The sequence below is a fragment of the Cytobacillus oceanisediminis genome (genome assembly GCF_004366035.1).
Classification (GTDB): Bacteria; Bacillota; Bacilli; order Bacillales; family Cytobacillaceae; genus Cytobacillus; species Cytobacillus oceanisediminis_C.
On the sequence record NZ_SOEE01000003.1, the window covers coordinates 385,407 to 402,291 of the forward strand.

The 16,885-nt window shown below is 43.7% G+C and carries 14 protein-coding genes; all 14 read left to right on the forward strand.

Going from position 1 to position 16,885, the window contains the following annotated elements; genetic code table 11:
• The first annotated feature begins 21 nt into the window (after positions 1-21).
• The 14 genes from DFO72_RS10165 to DFO72_RS10230 all read left to right on the forward strand — a co-directional run bounded on the left by DFO72_RS10165 (position 22) and on the right by DFO72_RS10230 (position 16,873).
• On the forward strand, positions 22-1,593 hold the full coding sequence (locus DFO72_RS10165; RefSeq protein ID WP_113881586.1) for a SagB family peptide dehydrogenase: 1,572 nt from the start codon (positions 22-24) through the stop codon (positions 1,591-1,593).
• A 296-nt stretch (positions 1,594-1,889) separates the two neighbouring features.
• Positions 1,890-2,738, forward strand: coding sequence for a helix-turn-helix domain-containing protein (locus DFO72_RS10170; protein WP_113881587.1), 849 nt, complete (start codon positions 1,890-1,892; stop codon positions 2,736-2,738).
• Positions 2,739-2,854: 116 nt separating this feature from the next.
• A complete protein-coding gene (locus tag DFO72_RS10175; protein WP_113881588.1) occupies positions 2,855-3,883 on the forward strand; it encodes a TRAP transporter substrate-binding protein in 1,029 nt (342 codons plus the stop codon).
• A 64-nt stretch (positions 3,884-3,947) separates the two neighbouring features.
• Positions 3,948-4,469, forward strand: a complete 522-nt coding sequence (locus DFO72_RS10180) for a TRAP transporter small permease (RefSeq protein ID WP_113881589.1) — start codon at positions 3,948-3,950, stop codon at positions 4,467-4,469.
• A complete protein-coding gene (locus DFO72_RS10185; protein WP_113881590.1) occupies positions 4,466-5,734 on the forward strand; it encodes a TRAP transporter large permease in 1,269 nt (422 codons plus the stop codon). Before DFO72_RS10180 ends, DFO72_RS10185 begins: the two co-directional genes overlap by 4 nt.
• A 195-nt stretch (positions 5,735-5,929) precedes the next feature.
• Positions 5,930-7,120, forward strand: a complete 1,191-nt coding sequence (locus DFO72_RS10190) for a Gfo/Idh/MocA family protein (RefSeq protein ID WP_113881591.1) — start codon at positions 5,930-5,932, stop codon at positions 7,118-7,120.
• Positions 7,092-8,282: a dihydrodipicolinate synthase family protein gene (locus tag DFO72_RS10195; protein WP_113881592.1), complete on the forward strand. Its 1,191-nt coding sequence runs from the start codon at positions 7,092-7,094 to the stop codon at positions 8,280-8,282. The genes DFO72_RS10190 and DFO72_RS10195 overlap by 29 nt, the downstream gene beginning before the upstream one ends.
• Complete coding sequence (locus tag DFO72_RS10200; RefSeq protein ID WP_113881593.1) at positions 8,269-9,081, forward strand: sugar phosphate isomerase/epimerase family protein; 813 nt, start codon at positions 8,269-8,271, stop codon at positions 9,079-9,081. The genes DFO72_RS10195 and DFO72_RS10200 overlap by 14 nt, the downstream gene beginning before the upstream one ends.
• Positions 9,082-9,418: 337 nt before the next feature.
• Positions 9,419-9,835 carry a CoA transferase gene (locus DFO72_RS10205; protein ID WP_113881594.1) on the forward strand — a complete coding sequence of 139 codons (417 nt, stop codon included), beginning with the start codon at positions 9,419-9,421 and terminating at the stop codon, positions 9,833-9,835.
• Positions 9,836-10,018: 183 nt separating this feature from the next.
• Positions 10,019-11,038, forward strand: coding sequence for a hydroxyectoine utilization dehydratase EutB (gene eutB, locus DFO72_RS10210; RefSeq protein ID WP_113881595.1), 1,020 nt, complete (start codon positions 10,019-10,021; stop codon positions 11,036-11,038).
• Between the two features lie 309 nt (positions 11,039-11,347).
• Complete coding sequence (locus DFO72_RS10215; protein ID WP_113881596.1) at positions 11,348-13,060, forward strand: PucR family transcriptional regulator; 1,713 nt, start codon at positions 11,348-11,350, stop codon at positions 13,058-13,060.
• A gap of 387 nt (positions 13,061-13,447) precedes the next feature.
• Complete coding sequence (locus tag DFO72_RS10220; RefSeq protein WP_113881597.1) at positions 13,448-14,635, forward strand: M24 family metallopeptidase; 1,188 nt, start codon at positions 13,448-13,450, stop codon at positions 14,633-14,635.
• A gap of 16 nt (positions 14,636-14,651) precedes the next feature.
• On the forward strand, positions 14,652-15,656 hold the full coding sequence (locus DFO72_RS10225) for a cyclodeaminase (protein ID WP_113881598.1): 1,005 nt from the start codon (positions 14,652-14,654) through the stop codon (positions 15,654-15,656).
• A gap of 14 nt (positions 15,657-15,670) precedes the next feature.
• Positions 15,671-16,873, forward strand: coding sequence for a cystathionine gamma-synthase family protein (locus DFO72_RS10230; protein WP_113881599.1), 1,203 nt, complete (start codon positions 15,671-15,673; stop codon positions 16,871-16,873).
• Positions 16,874-16,885 lie beyond the last annotated feature (12 nt).

The following is a 16,885-nucleotide window of genomic DNA, read 5'->3' on the forward strand; positions in this document are numbered from 1 at the left end:
CATGACCGGGAGGTAAAAAGGATGAATCTAGATACCTTTCTGCACAATTTGCATTTTGATATTGACCAAATAAGCCCGCCAGATTGGGAAGTGGATTGGGAAGATGCGCCGCTTGCCTATAAGCTTTACCGGGGCTTGCCAGTTGTTCCCCTGTCATTGGAGGTTCCCCTTTCCTGTAAAGAAATGGAGTCACCTGCAAAGCCTGACCTCGGGAGAATGGGTCATTTTCTTTGGTACACATTCGGCCTTAATCAGTTAAGCCAATCTGTCTCTCCAATTGGTTCCCATGAAGAGGAGGGTGGGTATATGCAGTCGTTTCGGCGGTCTGTACCTTCTGGCGGAGCGCTGTATCCTAACGAACTATACATGTACCTGAAATTGGATGACGTGCCGGAGGGGATCTACCACTATGATGTGCTGCACCACCGCCTGGTGCTGCTGCGCAAGGGTAATTTCGATTCATATATAGCACGCGCTCTAGGGAATCGCTGTGAGGTGTCATCTTGTTTTGGGACTGTGTTTGTGACGACCATGTTCTGGAAAAATTACTTTAAATACAATAACTTTGCTTATCGCCTGCAGGGCTTGGACGCGGGTGCAGTGATGGGACAGTTATTGGAGGTTACAAAGAAGTTTGGTTTTGCAGAGGGAGTTTACTTCCAGTTTCTTGATCGTGCCCTTAACCATCTACTTGGACTGTCTGATCAGGAGGAGAGCGTATATGCCGTTATCCCGCTGTCAGTTGAACCGACCAGCTGGGCTGCGAACAGAAGCTGCAGGGACGGAATGGCTGCCTCCGAATTGTGCGGGGAAGTAACAGCGATTCAGAATAATTCCTTGGTCAGATCAATCAAAGTGAAAGAATTTCCGATGTTAACCGGCATCAATAAAGCATCCATGCAGGAATCAGCCAAATCGTTTCGTCAAATCATGCCTTATGAAACCAATTGTGAGGGCCGGCCTGTGACTCTTCCTCACGTAAAAAGGATATCGTATGATTTGGCGTCAGTCAGCCGGGAGCGATTTTCACCGGACATGGATTTCGTTTTGGGAAAGATTAGCCAGGAGCAGCTTGCTGCACTGCTTCAGGATGCGGCCGCATCCTGCTTGTATCGAAACGACTTAGATATGACACTTGAAAAGCGCGCGTCACGAGTATCTCTATATATGTGTTTGAATAATGTCGAAGGGATTCCGGATGGAGCTTATTATTACGACAGCGATGCTCATTCACTACGGGAGCTTAATCCCGGAGACCATCGAATGGCGCTTCAAAACGGAATGCCGGCAGGCAATGTGAATCTGTTTCAAGTCCCGCTCTGCTTTCATGTAGCAGGGGATAAAGATTTCCATAAAACAGCAATGGGCTACAGAGGTTATCGCATCCAGCAAATGGAAGCGGGAATGCTTGTACAGCGGCTGCTTTTAGCCGCGACAGCGCTTGGGATGGGGGGGCATCCGCTTCTCGGGTTTGATGCGAAAATGTGTGATGAAATTTACAGAATGGAATCACAGGGAAAAACAAGCCTTATCCAAATCCCGATCGGCTTCTACCGGGCCCGTCCATGGCTGAGGGGGAATTTAATTAGCTAGGTGGAGTAATAATTTAATTGAATGTATATTTAATAGATCATATTGCCGGCTAATAATCAAATATAAGACTATAACGGAAATTCTCTGGCGGGATCAGTTTTTCAACAATAGACTGATTCAATTAGGATGATAAATAAAATTCATATTAAATATTAAGGCTGCTGTTTTTGAATGGAAAATTCATTAACAGCAGCCTTATATCATTTTGCTGCACAGAAATTTATTAAAGGGTAACCTTTGAATATATAGAATATTAAATATCATCAGAAAATTACTCGTTTTATAAGGAGGCCCTCATGGACAAAAAGCTTTACAGAAGATTTGATTTTCCGGAAACAGGAATTAATTTGTATGAAAGCAAGCATCTCAGAGGCAAGTTTGTAGCTGAACATTATCATGATCATTTTCAAATCCTCTATGCGCTTGAAGGAGAAGGGGAGATTACCCTTGATGGCAAGGCTTATAATTTTTCTAAAGACAAGGTAGTGCTGATAACTCCAAACTGTGTTCACTCTATAAAAGCGACTACTAAAATGACTGTTTTGGTTCTGGCATTTTCAGTACCTTTGTTGAAAATTAGCCTGCAAAATGAATTGCTTTCTTTAGTTCAGAAAAGCGCCCGCCATTTCGAACTTGATTTGTATACGGCAAGTGAAATTCGGCCGTTAATTCGAAAAATGCTGTATGAACAAAAAAATGGGGACTTATTTGGAAAGCTGTCCATGCCTGTGTATCTGATTGAAATCATCATTCATCTTCTGCGTCAGCAGAATTTTTCATTTGTCCAGGATGCGAATGATATTCGATCCATACAAATGAAGGAATACATAGAAAGGCATTATTTCACTAATATCACGGCAGAAAGCTTGTCTGCTGTGTTCGGAATCTCAACAAGATACATGAATGATATTTTTAAAAGGAAGTTTAATGATACCCCCCTGCAATATCTCCAGAAAGTAAGGATTAAACATGCAAAGGAATTGCTGCTCCAATCTGACCAGGATATCGTATCCATTTGCTTTGAGGTTGGATATGAAACATTATCAACCTTTTATCGTACTTTCAGAAATCTGGTGGGGATTTCACCGAATAAATTCCGCTTGTCCTCTCAGTCAGCTTCAGATGTTTCAGATACCGTTTCCTAATGGCCTATCTCCAAAATTAAGAATTTTTCTCTCAATCTCATAAGACAATAGTTGAAAGAAAATTCAAAATAGTAAACAAGAGAGAAAAATATTTTACTTAGGAGGGCCAAAGGGACATGAAAAGAAAATGGGGATTATTTTCAATTTGTATTTTGATGCTTGCTATGTTTACAGCTGGCTGTGGAAATTCAGCAGCAACAGAGGGAAGCGGCAAGGCTGAAGAAAAAGAGGAATATGTTATAAAATTTGCACATGTTGTAAGCGCTTCAACAGCAAAGGGAAAAGCTGCCGAGAAGTTTAAAGAGCTATTGGAAGAGCGGACAGACGGCCAAATTAAAGTGGAAGTCTTCCCGGATTCCCAATTGGGAGCTGACCGGGAAATCACAGAGCAAATGCAGTCTGGAACCATTCAAATGAACGCTCCTTTTACTGGCGTGCTGCCTGCCTTTGTTAAACAATTTGAAGTGTTTGACCTGCCCTATTTATTTAAAGATCGTGAACATGTTAAAAGCGCTGTAAATGGAAAAGTAGGTGAAATTTTCAACCAGCACCTGGAGAAACAGGGGCTTCGTGCCTTGGGATATTGGGACGGAGGATTCAAGCATCTGACGAATTCAAAGCATACAATTCAAAAGCCGGATGATCTGGATGGCCTGAAGATGCGTGTTTCCCAAAGCCCGCTCTTAATTTCCCAGTTCCAGGCGATGGGCGCCGGCGGGGTTTCCATTGACTTTGCGGAGTTATATACAGCTCTTCAAACCAAAACGGTTGATGGGCAGGAAAATCCTTTAAGCAATATCGTCAGCAAGAAATTTTATGAAGTCCAGGATTATTTAACGTTAAGCAGTCACGGTTATATGGCTTATCCATTATTAATGAGCGAGCAGTTCTATCAGAAGCTTCCTGCAGATCTTCAGAAAGCTGTTGATGAAGTGTCTGCTGAGGTAACGGATTGGCAATGGGAACAATCTGCTGCAGATGAAGAAGCCTATATGAAAACATTAAAGGAATCAGGGATTGAAATTACCGAACTGACAGAATCAGATAAAGAGGCATTTATTGAGGCTACAAGTGAAGTTTATGAAGACTTTAAGAAAGTGGAAGGCGGGCAGGAAGTACTGGATGCAATTAAAGAAGTGCAATAGCATGTTTAAAAATACATTTAAGGACGGCTGATAGCCGTCTCTTTTTCGAGAAGGAGGGAGTTTTATGCAGAAAATCAACCATATTTTGAACTATTTCGAGGAATATACCGGAGTTGTTTCCCTGATTTTTACTTCCTTGCTTGTGTTCGCTCAGGTGGTGCTAAGATATGTTTTCAATTATTCGCTGTCCTGGTCAGAGGAGGTGGCCAGATACTTAATAGTGTGGTTTGTCTTTATAGGAAGCAGTATTGCCGTCAGGGAAAAAGCGCATGCCACTATGGACGCCCTTGTTACGTATTTGCCTGATAAGGGGAAAAAAATCTTTTCAATGATAGCCAATCTGATTTCCATCGTTTTTTGCATCTTTTTAATTTGGTCGGGAAGCGGGATCGTTTCCAGTGTTATTGAATTCGGCAGTGTGACTCCGTCCACAGGAATGCCGATGTATATTCCATATTTGGCTCTCCCTGTTGGAGCAACCCTGATGATGATTCGTTTTCTGCAGCTAGCAGTTCAGGATGTGAAAAGCTTGCGTTCAGTAAATCAAACCATTATTCCTCCAATAGAGGAGGCACCAAAACTATGATGCTATTAATCATCTTTCTGCTTCTGCTTTTATTGGGGGTCCCCATTGCAATTTCCATTGCGTTAAGTACGATTGTCGTCATCCTTCAAAGCAATGTCGGGATGGATACATTGGCAAGGACCATGTTTTCTGGAGTAGATTCCTTTTCACTGATGGCCATTCCGTTCTTTGTCTTTGCAGGAGATTTAATGCTGGCAGGGGGAACATCCAAAAGATTAATAGATTTCACAAAGAAATGGGTCGGATGGACAACAGGAGGCCTGCCAATTGCAGGGGTGCTATCGTCCATGTTTTTTGCTGCACTATCAGGTTCAAGCCCTGCAACGGTTGCTGCGATTGGTGGCATTATGATTCCTTCCCTAAAGGAGGCGCGTTTTTCTGAAAAGTTCTCGGTTGGCTTGATGTGTGCATCCGGGTCGCTCGGAATCATTATCCCTCCAAGTATAACGTTTTTAGTCTATGGATCTGTTGCCGAGGTTTCAATCGGCAAATTGTTTATAGCCGGAGTCATTCCGGGAATCTTTATCGGACTGGTCCTTATGACTGTCGGTTATATTATTGCTAAAAAACAAGGGCATAAGCCAGATGCACGGCCAACTGGCAAGGAATTATGGAAAACAACGGTTTCTGCCATCTGGGGGATTTTGATGCCAGTTATTGTTCTTGGCGGGATTTACTTTGGTGTATTCACCCCGACAGAAGCCGCAGCGGTCGCGATAGTATACAGTATGATCGTCGGCTTTTTCATCTATAAGGAACTGACTATGAAGGAATTATTTGCTGTTACAAAAAGATCCATTGTGACTTCTGCCATGATTATGCTGGTCATTTCTGCTTCAAAGGTATTCAGCTGGTATTTGACATATGAACAAATTCCATCAGCCGTTGCAGGAACATTAATAGAGTATGCCTCAAATCCTATTGTATTTTTAATTCTGGTCAATATCATCCTGCTGATTGTGGGAATGTTTATGGATTCCAGTGCAGCAGTCCTGATTCTTGTCCCGCTATTCCTGCCTGTGGTTCTTGAAATGGGAATAGATCCAATTCATTTCGGTGTCATTATGATTATCAATTTGGCAATCGGGATGTTAACTCCGCCATTTGGATTGAATCTTTTTGTGGCTTCAGGGGTCAGCAAAATGTCGCTGGCTGGTGTCACACGGGGAACGATGCCGTTTATTTTCGTGCTGATTGCAGCATTAATGGTTATTACGTATGTGCCGCAGCTTTCACTTTATTTAGCAGACTTTGTTTACCAGTAATCTCTTCATTTCCGCCTCGTCCAAAAGGAAGGGGTGTTTTTTTTGTGCCATACATTTAATAGACTTTCCCTCTTATCTCCGATATTGCAAAAAGCCTTCCGATATGGATGAGATAATCCTTTCAAAAATTTTTAGAATAAAAGTAAGCTAAACAACAAATTACTTGGCTCTAAAGTCAAAAGGAGGAAAAGAGTTATGGCAGTTAAAAATATTGGAATTATCATGAACGGTGTGACGGGAAGGATGGGAACCAATCAGCATTTAGTGAGATCCATTGTGGCAATCCGCGAGCAAGGCGGGGTGGAGCTGGCGAATGGTGATGTCATTATGCCGGACCCAATCCTTGTAGGAAGAAACAAAGATAAACTGCAATTGCTTGCTGAAAAGCACAACATAAGCCGATGGAGCACAGACCTTGATGAGTGTCTGGCTGATCCGCATAATGTGATCTATTTTGATTCTCAAACCACCGTCCGAAGGGCAGATGCGATTCGGAAAGCAATAGAAGCCGGAAAGCACATTTACTGTGAAAAACCAACTGCCACAAGCTTGGAAGAATCTATTGAACTTGCCAAGCTGGCTTACGGGGCTGGCGTGAAAAATGGGGTTGTGCAGGATAAATTATTCCTGCCGGGTCTATTAAAATTAAAGAGACTGATAGATTCAGGGTTCTTCGGCAAAATCCTCTCCGTTCAGATGGAATTTGGCTATTGGGTATTTGAAGGCGATTGGCAGGCTGGACAGAGGCCATCCTGGAATTACCGCAAGGAAGATGGCGGCGGGATTATTGTTGATATGTTCGCCCATTGGCGATATGTCCTGGATAACTTATTTGGAAATGTGGAATCTGTTTCCTGCCTGGGTAAAACCCATATACCCAAAAGGGTCGATGAAAATGGAAATACGTACATGTGCACGGCAGATGATGCAGCATATGCAACATTTGAACTAGAAGGAGGCATTGTTGCACAGGTGAATTCTTCCTGGACTGTCCGTGTTAATCGGGAAGACTTATTAACAATTCAAGTAGATGGCACACATGGGAGCGCTGTAGCTGGTTTAAGAGAATGCAAGATTCAGCATCGCATCAATACACCAAAGCCTGTTTGGAATCCTGACATTGAGAATCCTTTTGCATTTACAGAACAATGGCAAACAGTCCCGGATAACCAGGTTTTTGATAATGGCTTTAAGATCCAGTGGGAGCTGTTCTTGAAGCACATTGCAGCCGGCGAACCGTTTCCTTGGGATTTGCTCGAAGGTGCCAAAGGAACTCAGCTGGCTGAACTAGGGCTTAAATCGTGGGAGGAGCGGCGCTGGATTGAAGTACCGGAATTAAGCCTGGAGGTGAGAAAGAATGGTGAAGCAGTTAACTCTGCCAGATAAAAACGGCAAGTCATATGAATATCACGCTGGGAATCATAAAGCTTTCATCCTGCCGGAAGGCCCTTTCAAAAGCAGGATCGCCTTTTCAGCTGCACATGTGGTTTGTGATCCTCTTGCAGATTCCGATCCCGTTTTAAGGTCAAAGATCGACTGGGAAAACACCTTAGCATACAGAAGGCATCTATGGTCTATGGGTCTCTCGGTGGCGGAGGCAATGGATACGGCTCAGCGCGGAATGGGTCTTAATTGGGAGCACGCAAAGGAGCTCATTCGCCGGTCGGCGGCGGAGGCAAAAGCAGCGGGCGGCAGGATAGCATGCGGAGCCGGGACAGATCAGCTGCTCCCTGGCCCTTCCGTCACCTTATCGGATGTTCAGGCTGCCTATGAGGAGCAATGCGAATTTGTGGAACAGCATAACTCGCAGATCATCCTGATGGCAAGCAGGGCCCTGGCAGATTGTGCTCAAGGCCCTGAGGATTATGAGAGGATTTATGCCAATATTCTAAGACAGGTCTCTAAGCCGGTTATCCTTCACTGGCTTGGCGATATGTTCGATCCATCCTTAAAAGGGTACTGGGGCTATAAGAATCTGGATGACGCAATGGAAGTCTGTCTGAATGTCATTTGGGATAACAAAGACAAAGTCGACGGTATTAAAATCTCTCTTCTAGATGCTTCCCGTGAAATTGAAATGCGCAGGCTTCTTCCTCCAGGTGTAAAAATGTATACCGGAGATGATTTCAATTATCCTGAATTGATTAAAGGGGACGAGCATGGATACAGCCATGCTTTGCTGGGGATTTTTGACGCCATCGCTCCAGCGGCAGCTGCAGCCCTGCATGCTCTGGATGATCATGACTATGACTCCTATCATGCATTATTGGAAAATACAGTCCAGCTGTCACGCCATATATTCCAGGCGCCAACTTATTCCTATAAAACCGGGATCGTCTTCATGGCCTATCTGAACGGGCACCAATCCCATTTCCGCATGATTGGCGGGGCTGAGAGTGCAAGGTCCATCGTGCATCTGTCGGAACTGTTTGTATTGGCAGACCAGGCCGGACTGCTGTCAGACCCTGAGCTTGCTGCAGAAAGAATGAAGCTGGTATTGAATGTAGCCGGGATTCGTCAGGAGGAGTATTCTAGTGGAAAATTATGAGCGTCTAAGTCTGAATCAAATTACGACAGAGCAATGGAATTTAAAAGAAGCCATCGAAGGGTGTGCACGGGCGGAGGTTCCCTGGATCGCCCCCTGGAGGCATAAGGTAGAGGAGTTGGGCTTAAGCACAAGCAAGCGGCTGATCAAGGATGCTGGATTAAAGGTTTCCAGTCTATGCCGAGGCGGCATGTTCCCGGCTGGAAATGCATCTGAGCGGCAAAAAAGAATTGACGATAATAAAAGAGCGGTGGAAGAAGCGGCCGAGCTGGGGACGGATGTTCTCGTTCTGGTCTGCGGGCCGTCCCCTGACAGGGACATTGTGTCTGCCCGGCAAATGGTCGAGGAAGGAATCGCCCAGCTGGTCCCTTTTGCGGAATCGCATGGGGTGAAATTAGGAATCGAGCCGCTGCACCCTATGTATGCGGCGGAACGGTCGGTGGTCGTTTCAATGGATCTGGCTAACACTCTTGCAGAAGCATACCGGCCTGAACAGGTCGGAGTCGTTGTCGATGTCTTTCATGTTTGGTGGGATCCGGATTTATATAACCAGATCAGCCGGGCCAAAGGCCGAATCCTGGGCTTCCATGTTTCCGATTGGCTGGTTCCTACACCTGATATGCTAAAGGGGCGGGGCATGATGGGTGACGGTGTCATTGAAATCAGCCGCATCCGCAAGGCTGTAGAGAAAACAGGCTACTCCGGGCCCATTGAAGTGGAAATTTTCAATGATCAAATCTGGAGCCAGCCTGCCGATGAAACATTAATTCAAATGAAAGAAAGCTATTTGAAGCATGTGTAGTAAAAAAAGAAGCGACCATATTTGTAGCTTCAGTTTGAAGACCAAAAGGGTTCGGAATAGTCTCATTCCGAATCCTTTTTTGATTTTTTGAGGGGAATTATGCAATAACAGAGAATTGCAGACCTCTACGAGGTTATCATTTAGGAAATTTCTGGACCTTTCCAAGTCGAGTTGGCCATCTTCTTTAAATTCATGGCAGTTCAAAATCGAAACTAAAATATTTCAAATTTGAAATACCATCAGGCGATCAAGTTGAAAAGTCGTCATTTTTCCTGGCTGGTTGTATTGGCACAATTTTTGCAAGATATAAGTGTAACAGGTTCAAGGAGGTAATTGAATGAAATTTGAAAAGCCGTTATCTGGGTTGAAGGTGTTAGAGATGGGTCAGTTAATAGCCGGGCCATTCACAACGAGAATGCTTGCTGAGTTCGGTGCAGAGGTCATAAAAGTCGAACCGCCGGGAAAGGGAGATCCCATTAGAAAATGGAGATACATCTATAAAGGAAGCTCACTTTGGTGGAAGGTTCAGTCACGCAATAAAAAGTCCATTACAATCAATTTAAAATCTGAAGAGGGCCAGAGAATTATCAAGGAATTAGTGCGCTCATGTGACATCGTCGTAGAGAATTTCAGGCCTGGGGTGGAGAGTGATTACATAAGAACTATTTTAAACCATTGTAACGGGGATAAGGAAACAGCTGCCAAAAAACTAGGAATAAGTAAAACGACACTTTGGAGGAAATTAAAACAATAGTCCATTTAGTTAACGGGAGAAAAAAAGAGGGTTATCGTTTTTTTTAGGGCCATAAACTATTTTCCAATCGTGTTATAAAATTTGTATGAAAAAATTCCCCTTTTTATTAGCACTTTGGACAATTGAATTTTCTGAAATATCGAACTACTATTAGGACAAGGAAATTCTTTTATGGAGGGGAACATGATGCATTCAAGATCTGTAAAGGAAAGAATAGATATTTCCATCCGCGATATTTGGGAGGCAAAGAAACGAATTTCTTCCCTGGTATATAAGACACCATTGATTCAATCGGCTATCCTGTCTGAAAAAATGGGCCGGAGGGTTTTTTTGAAGCTGGAGAATATTCATGAAATTGGCGCCTTTAAAGTCAGAGGGGCAGCGAATAAAATTTTGAGTTTAAGTCCCGAAGCGAGAGAACGGGGAATCGCTACCTATTCAACAGGGAACCATGGTATGGCTGTTGCGTATGTGGCAAAAAAGCTTGGAATTGAGGCAGTTGTATGCTTATCAAACCGTGTCCCGAAAGCTAAGGTCGATTCATTAAAAAGACTGGGAGCCAAAATAGAAATCTACGGTGACAGCCAGGATGCCGCCGGCGAACGATGCTATGAGCTGGAGAGGATGGATGGGCTGACTGTGATTCAGCCGTTCGATGATCCCCACGTGATTGCCGGACAGGGAACGATTGGTTTGGAAATTTTGGAGGAACTTCCGAATGTAACAGATGTGATTGTTCCTCTTTCAGGCGGTGGGCTTCTTTCAGGGATTGGGCTCGCAGTAAAATCAAATGACAGGGGGATTAGGGTTTCAGGTGTTTGTATGGAAAAATCCGCTGTAATGTATGAGAGTTTAAAAGCAGGGAAACCGGTATTGCTTGAAGAGACTGAGACTCTTGCAGACAGCTTGCTGGGTGGAATCGGTCTGGATAACAGCTACACCTTTCGTATGGTTCAAGGATACATGGATAACATTTATCTGATTCCTGAAGAGGAGATTGCATACAGCATGGCTTTTATGATAGATAAGCACAGAATGATTATGGAGGGAGCGGCAGCTACTGGAGTTGCAGCGGTTTTAGGCGGGAAAATTCCCCGGCAGGAGGGGGACGTTGCGGTCATCATCAGCGGACATAATGTGGATCTGTCTGTCATTCATCGTATAATTCAAGATTATGCCATCAGTAATGAAGAGAGTGAATGATAAAACTGCCGAAATGGAGGGTATTACATTTATTCAGATGAAGGAGTGACCGAAAGATGAATTTTATGAATATAGTACCGCTGAAGTTCTTCTCAGTTAGGTCCTCAGCAATCAAGAAAGCTTAATTAAAGCTTAGGCTATAATACACTATCGTTCTCTTCAATATGGAAATAAAATGAAATTGTTATATGGATAAAATATAAATTGGAAGAACGTAAAATTAATAGTGGACGTTGCTATCTGAATATGGTTTCCTATAATAAAAGTCTTCTATCTTATTAATCTTAAGGTGTTTAGAGGGGAGCCAACATGAGATTAACAGTTAAAGATGTACTAAAATACAAGATTCTCAATAATGCCCAGATTGTTACCGGAAAGGAATATGCTGAAAAACGTTATATCCAATGGATTTCAGCCATCGAAATGCCGGTGGAAAACTTTGTCCGAAAAAATGAAGCGGTATTGACGACGGGGATTGGCTGCGGGGAGGATGCTGAAACTTTCCAAAGGTTTGTTCAGGATGTGATCGACTCCGACGCTTCCGCTCTGATGGTCGCTTTGGGAAGATACATTTTTGATATTCCCACTGAGGTCATAGAACTGGCCAAAAAGAATAATTTTATTATTATTGAGATACCATGGGAAATCCGTTTTTCCAGTATTATCGAATCGGTCATGAAAGAGATTAATGACATCGAATATAAAGAGCGTAAAAAATCAGAAAAGGTTCAGCAGGAGCTTCTTCAGCTCATTCTAAAGGATACAGATCTGAAGGAAATCTCAAAATTCGTTGAAAAGCATATCGGGTATCCGATTGTCATTACAGACCGATCCGGCACCCTTCATGAAAAAAGCATCCACACACAATCCTTTATAAAGGAGTGGAAAAAATATATCCTGCAAGGAATTCTTCCATCAAGGGCAGAAAACACTCTCTTAAAAGGGGACCCTATGTTTCAGAAGTTCCAAATGATTAAAATAGAAAACCAGATTGTTTTTCAAATTCCGGTGCTCCAGGTAGCCGACAATCCACAAGGCTATATTTTTGTATTGGTTCCTAGTTCCGAATCAATCGAATCCTTTCTCACTCTCTTTCGGGTTAACGTGTTAGAGCATACTGCCACGACGATTGCTCTTTGGCTTTCAAGGAGAAATGCCATTGAAGAGACAAAAATGCGCCTTCGCAGCGATTTTGTCCATGAGCTTTCTAAGGGCGAATTCCTATCACTTGAACAAGCCGATTCAAGGGCAAAATTGCTGGGATATAATCTTAAACTCTCATATGTGTGTATTGTCGGGTATCCGGAAAATATGGACATATTATTCCAAAAGCGCAAGCAGGACTATGATTCCTATGAACATTGGCTTGAAAGCATGATTCAATATATTGAAGAAGAAATCTACTATGCCGCCCAGTCTCTTAAAAAGGACATACTGATGACCTATCAGGGTGACCAGCTTGTCATTTTCCTGGAAACCCCTGGGGTAAAGGAAAATGAAAACGCTACAAATTTCCTTGATCTTGTAGAACGGCGCCTCGGAAATCTGCTTCCTGAAGTGGTCATATCCTGGGGCATCGGCAATGCGTTTGAAGGCATTTCAGGATTTGGGGAAAGCTTCCGTCATGCTGGCACAGCTTTACGCATCGGGCGGCGAAAAAAGGGTTCCGGGCAGCGAATGTTGTATGAGCAAACAAGAGTGGACAGGGTACTATTAAATTTGGCCGACAATAAAGAAATGGAAGAAATCATTATGTCAACAATTGAACCTCTTGTACAATATGACGAGCAGCGGCACATGGATTTGATTGGCACGTTCATCGCCTATAATCAATTTCATGGGAATGTAAGTCAAACAGCGAGATCGCTAAATCTTCACCGGCAGTCCCTGCTGTACCGGCTAAGGAAGATTGAAGCTTTGACAGGTTTATCCCTTATTGATCCGGATGATTTATTCCTTTTGGACTTGAGCATAAAAATTTGGAAAATAGGAGAACATGCCGTAATGGCAGGTCAAGATTAATACTATGAAAGAATTAGAACTGCGGCTAAATCCTTTATGGGTTTTTCCGCAGTTTTTTTCTTTTTACTTCACAAACCTCGGCCTTGCCCTTCACAGCCTTTCTGCCGCTATTGGTCTCCCTTGGACAGGAGAATCACGAACGATCCGCTCCAATCAATTACAAACCTAAATCATCATCCGTTTTTGATCATCCATCTATTTTAGGAAAATAGTTTTATTAAGGCTTTAAAGTTATACAATTCTATATTTTTCGATAATTTGACTAAAATAAAATTTGAATTTTCATACAACTTTGCGGATGATAGATTTCTTACCCTGACACTATAATGAACCTACAAACTAAATTCCTGAAAATTTTATACTGGTATGGTAGGAGGGAGCGCCAACATGTCATTTGGAACAGCAGAGTATAAAAAGAGAATCTTGAAAACAAAGGAAAGAATGGCAGCAGAAGGGATTGAAGTATTGCTTATTACCGATCCCGCTAATATGAATTATTTATCCGGTTACGACGGATGGTCCTTCTACGTGCATCAAATGCTTGTCATCATCATTGATGAGGAACAGCCGATCTGGATTGGCAGGGGGCAGGATGCAAATGGAGCCAAGGTAACGACATGGCTTTATCATGAAAATATTATTCCCTACCCTGACGATTATGTACAATCTGAAACCAAACATCCAATGGATTTTGTGGCAGAAATCTTAAAGCAAATTGGACAGCAAAATCGTTTCATTGGTGTTGAGATGGATAACTATTATTTCACTGCAAAATGCTATGAGCAGCTGAAAAAAGGACTTCCAAATGCTAGTTTCCGGGATGCATCCCTGCTAGTCAACTGGGTCCGCATTATAAAGTCCGATACAGAGATCGAGTATATGAAGAGAGCAGCCAAAATTGTGGAGAACACAATGGCAGCAGGAATTGAGCTGGTGAATGAAGGTGTACGGGAATGTGATGTGGCAGCGAAAATCTTTCATACACAAATAACAGGCACGGATGAATTCGGAGGGGATTACCCGGCAATCATGCCTCTTCTCCCATCTGGAGAAAGAACTTCCACACCGCACTTAACCTGGACGGACCGGCGTTATAAATCAGGCGAGCTTGTGATCCTGGAGCTGGCCGGATGCTATAAGCGCTACCATTCCCCACTTGCCAGAACAGTTCATATCGGCAGGCCCTCCGAAGAAATCAAAGCACTTTCGGAAGTGGTTGTCGAAGGCTTGAACGCTTGTTTGGATATGATTAAGCCAGGGATTGCCTGCGAGGAAATTGAGGAAGCATGGAAAAAATCGATTGAAAAAAGCGGAATTATAAAGGAATCGCGTCTTGGATATTCCATGGGTCTGAACTATCCTCCAGATTGGGGTGAGCATACAGCGAGCATCCGTAAAGGAGATAAAACCATCCTTCAGCCCAATATGACATTCCATCTGATTCCGGGTATCTGGCTTGATCAATACGGTTTCGAAGCAAGTGAATCATTCCGGGTAACTGAAACGGGATGCGAAACATTTGCACAGCTCCCAAGGGATTTATTTATAAAAGAAGCATCACTTTCAAAAATTTAGGAGGTGAGACGGAAGGATGCTCATTTTCACAGAACAGGAACTTAAACAGTATGTGCAGCTGAATAATGAAGCGATTGCTATTGTGGAAGCTGGATTTACGAAGCTAACAGATAATGAAGCCGTCATGCCGCCGATTATGCGTGTGGACCTGCACGACCAAAATGGGGAGGTGGATGTCAAAACCGCTTATGTAAAAGGGGAAGACATGTTTGCCATCAAAGTATCTTCCGGATTTTTCAATAATTATAAGCTGGGACTTCCAAGCGGTAATGGACTTATGCTCTTGATCAGCACTCAAACAGGAATCCCGCAGGCAATCCTGCTGGATAATGGCTATTTGACCGAGGTACGGACAGCCGCAGCGGGAGCGATTGCTGCAAACTACCTTTCCCGCAAAAATATTGAAACAGCAGGCGTGATAGGAGCAGGAAGCCAGGCGAGGTACCAGGCAAGGGCACTCAAACTCGTACGGGATTTTAAAAGAATCCTGGTCTATTCCAGGTCAGAGGATCGTTCGAGAAAGTATGCCGTGGATATGTCCGCCGAATTGGGGATTGAGGTCCAAGTGGCTGAAAGTGCCGAAGAAGTAGTCCGTAATAGTGATACGGTCATTACGACGACTCCGGCAACAGAACCGGTGATCAAAGCGGAATGGCTTCATCCCGGACTTCATATTACGGCTATGGGATCAGATGCTGAGCATAAGCAGGAGCTTGAAGCAGAAGTCCTTGCCCGGGCGGATAAGCTTATATGCGATACAAAAGCACAGTGTGCCAGGCTTGGAGAATTGCATCACGCACTTGACAAAGGAATATTAACGAATGAATCGCACGTTATTGAACTGGGGCAATTAACATCCGGAAAGCTGAGCGGGCGGGTAAATGACGAGGAGATTACGGTTTGTGATTTAACTGGTACAGGAGTCCAGGATACTGTTATCGCCCTGTTTGCATACAGTGAATTGGTCAAACGGGAAATCGGCTTGAAGGTTGAGAACAAAAAACTGGCATTAAAAAACTGAGAAGGAGTGATCGTATGGTAAAAGAAAATGTTCAGGCAGGTACAAAAGCGGTATGGGCTGGGGAAAAGGATTATTTGGTGCATGGAGCCACCCAGGTGCCGGTCGTACTCAGTGTGGCATATGGCTATGATGATATGGATGAGTGGTATGATGTAGCAATTGGCAAGAAAAAGGGCCATATTTACGGAAGAAATACAAATCCAACCGTACAGTCATTTGAAGATAAAGTGAAAATCCTTGAAGGCGCCGAAGCAGCAACAAGCTTCTCAACAGGCATGGCTGCAATCAGCAATACTTTATCGACGTTTTTGGTGCCAGGAGATCGCATTGTATCGATAAAGGATACTTATGGCGGAACGAACAAGATTTTCACCGAATTCCTGCCGCGCCAGCAAATCGATGTGGTTCTTTGTGAAACGGGGAATCACGAGCAAATCGAGGCAGAAGTGGCAAAGGGGTGTAAAATTCTTTATCTTGAAACACCGACGAATCCAACGGTTAAGATCACTGATATCGAACGAATGGCAAAAGCAGGACACGAAGCCGGGGCGATTGTCATTGTCGATAATACGTTTGCAACACCAATGAATCAGAACCCTATTAAACTTGGTGTGGATCTGGTTATCCACAGTGCAACAAAATTCCTCGGCGGTCATGCTGATGCACTGGGCGGAGTCGTTTGCGGTCCGCATCAACTAGTGGAAAAAATCTATCATTATCGCGAAATCAATGGCGCCACAATGGATCCGATGGCAGCTTACCTGATGATCCGCGGCATGAAAACACTGCACCTTCGTGTCCGCCAGCAATGTAAAAATGCAATGGCGCTTGCCAAATACCTGCAGACAAAAGATATGGTGGAATCTGTTTATTATCCAGGACTTGAAACACATCCAAACCATCATATTGCCAAAAAACAAATGAAGGATTTTGGCGGGATGCTCAGCTTTGCTGTTAAAGGCGGAGTAGATACAGTCCGTGATTTGCTTCCGAAATTGCAATTTGCCAACCGCGCTGCAAACCTCGGAGCTGTTGAAACAACAGTAGGGCCCGCCCGAACAACCAGCCATGTCGAGTGTACGCCTGAGGAGCGTGCAGCTGTTGGCATTCCGGAAGGGTTAATCCGTGTTTCCTGCGGAATTGAAGAAATTGATGACATCATTGCAGACTTTGAACAGGCATTTAGCCATGCTGAAAGTGTTTTGCAGGTAAAGTAGTTTACTAGTTCC

Excerpts from the sequence above, each read along its gene's own strand:
- DFO72_RS10165 (WP_113881586.1), top strand. The coding sequence starts at position 22 with ATGAATCTAGATACCTTTCTGCACAATTTGCATTTTGATATTGACCAA.
- DFO72_RS10170 (WP_113881587.1), top strand. The coding sequence starts at position 1,890 with ATGGACAAAAAGCTTTACAGAAGATTTGATTTTCCGGAAACAGGAATT.
- DFO72_RS10175 (WP_113881588.1), top strand. The coding sequence starts at position 2,855 with ATGAAAAGAAAATGGGGATTATTTTCAATTTGTATTTTGATGCTTGCT.
- DFO72_RS10180 (WP_113881589.1), top strand. The coding sequence starts at position 3,948 with ATGCAGAAAATCAACCATATTTTGAACTATTTCGAGGAATATACCGGA.
- DFO72_RS10185 (WP_113881590.1), top strand. The coding sequence starts at position 4,466 with ATGATGCTATTAATCATCTTTCTGCTTCTGCTTTTATTGGGGGTCCCC.
- DFO72_RS10190 (WP_113881591.1), top strand. The coding sequence starts at position 5,930 with ATGGCAGTTAAAAATATTGGAATTATCATGAACGGTGTGACGGGAAGG.
- DFO72_RS10195 (WP_113881592.1), top strand. The coding sequence starts at position 7,092 with ATGGTGAAGCAGTTAACTCTGCCAGATAAAAACGGCAAGTCATATGAA.
- DFO72_RS10205 (WP_113881594.1), top strand. The coding sequence starts at position 9,419 with ATGAAATTTGAAAAGCCGTTATCTGGGTTGAAGGTGTTAGAGATGGGT.
- eutB (WP_113881595.1), top strand. The coding sequence starts at position 10,019 with ATGATGCATTCAAGATCTGTAAAGGAAAGAATAGATATTTCCATCCGC.
- DFO72_RS10215 (WP_113881596.1), top strand. The coding sequence starts at position 11,348 with ATGAGATTAACAGTTAAAGATGTACTAAAATACAAGATTCTCAATAAT.
- DFO72_RS10220 (WP_113881597.1), top strand. The coding sequence starts at position 13,448 with ATGTCATTTGGAACAGCAGAGTATAAAAAGAGAATCTTGAAAACAAAG.
- DFO72_RS10225 (WP_113881598.1), top strand. The coding sequence starts at position 14,652 with ATGCTCATTTTCACAGAACAGGAACTTAAACAGTATGTGCAGCTGAAT.
- DFO72_RS10230 (WP_113881599.1), top strand. The coding sequence starts at position 15,671 with ATGGTAAAAGAAAATGTTCAGGCAGGTACAAAAGCGGTATGGGCTGGG.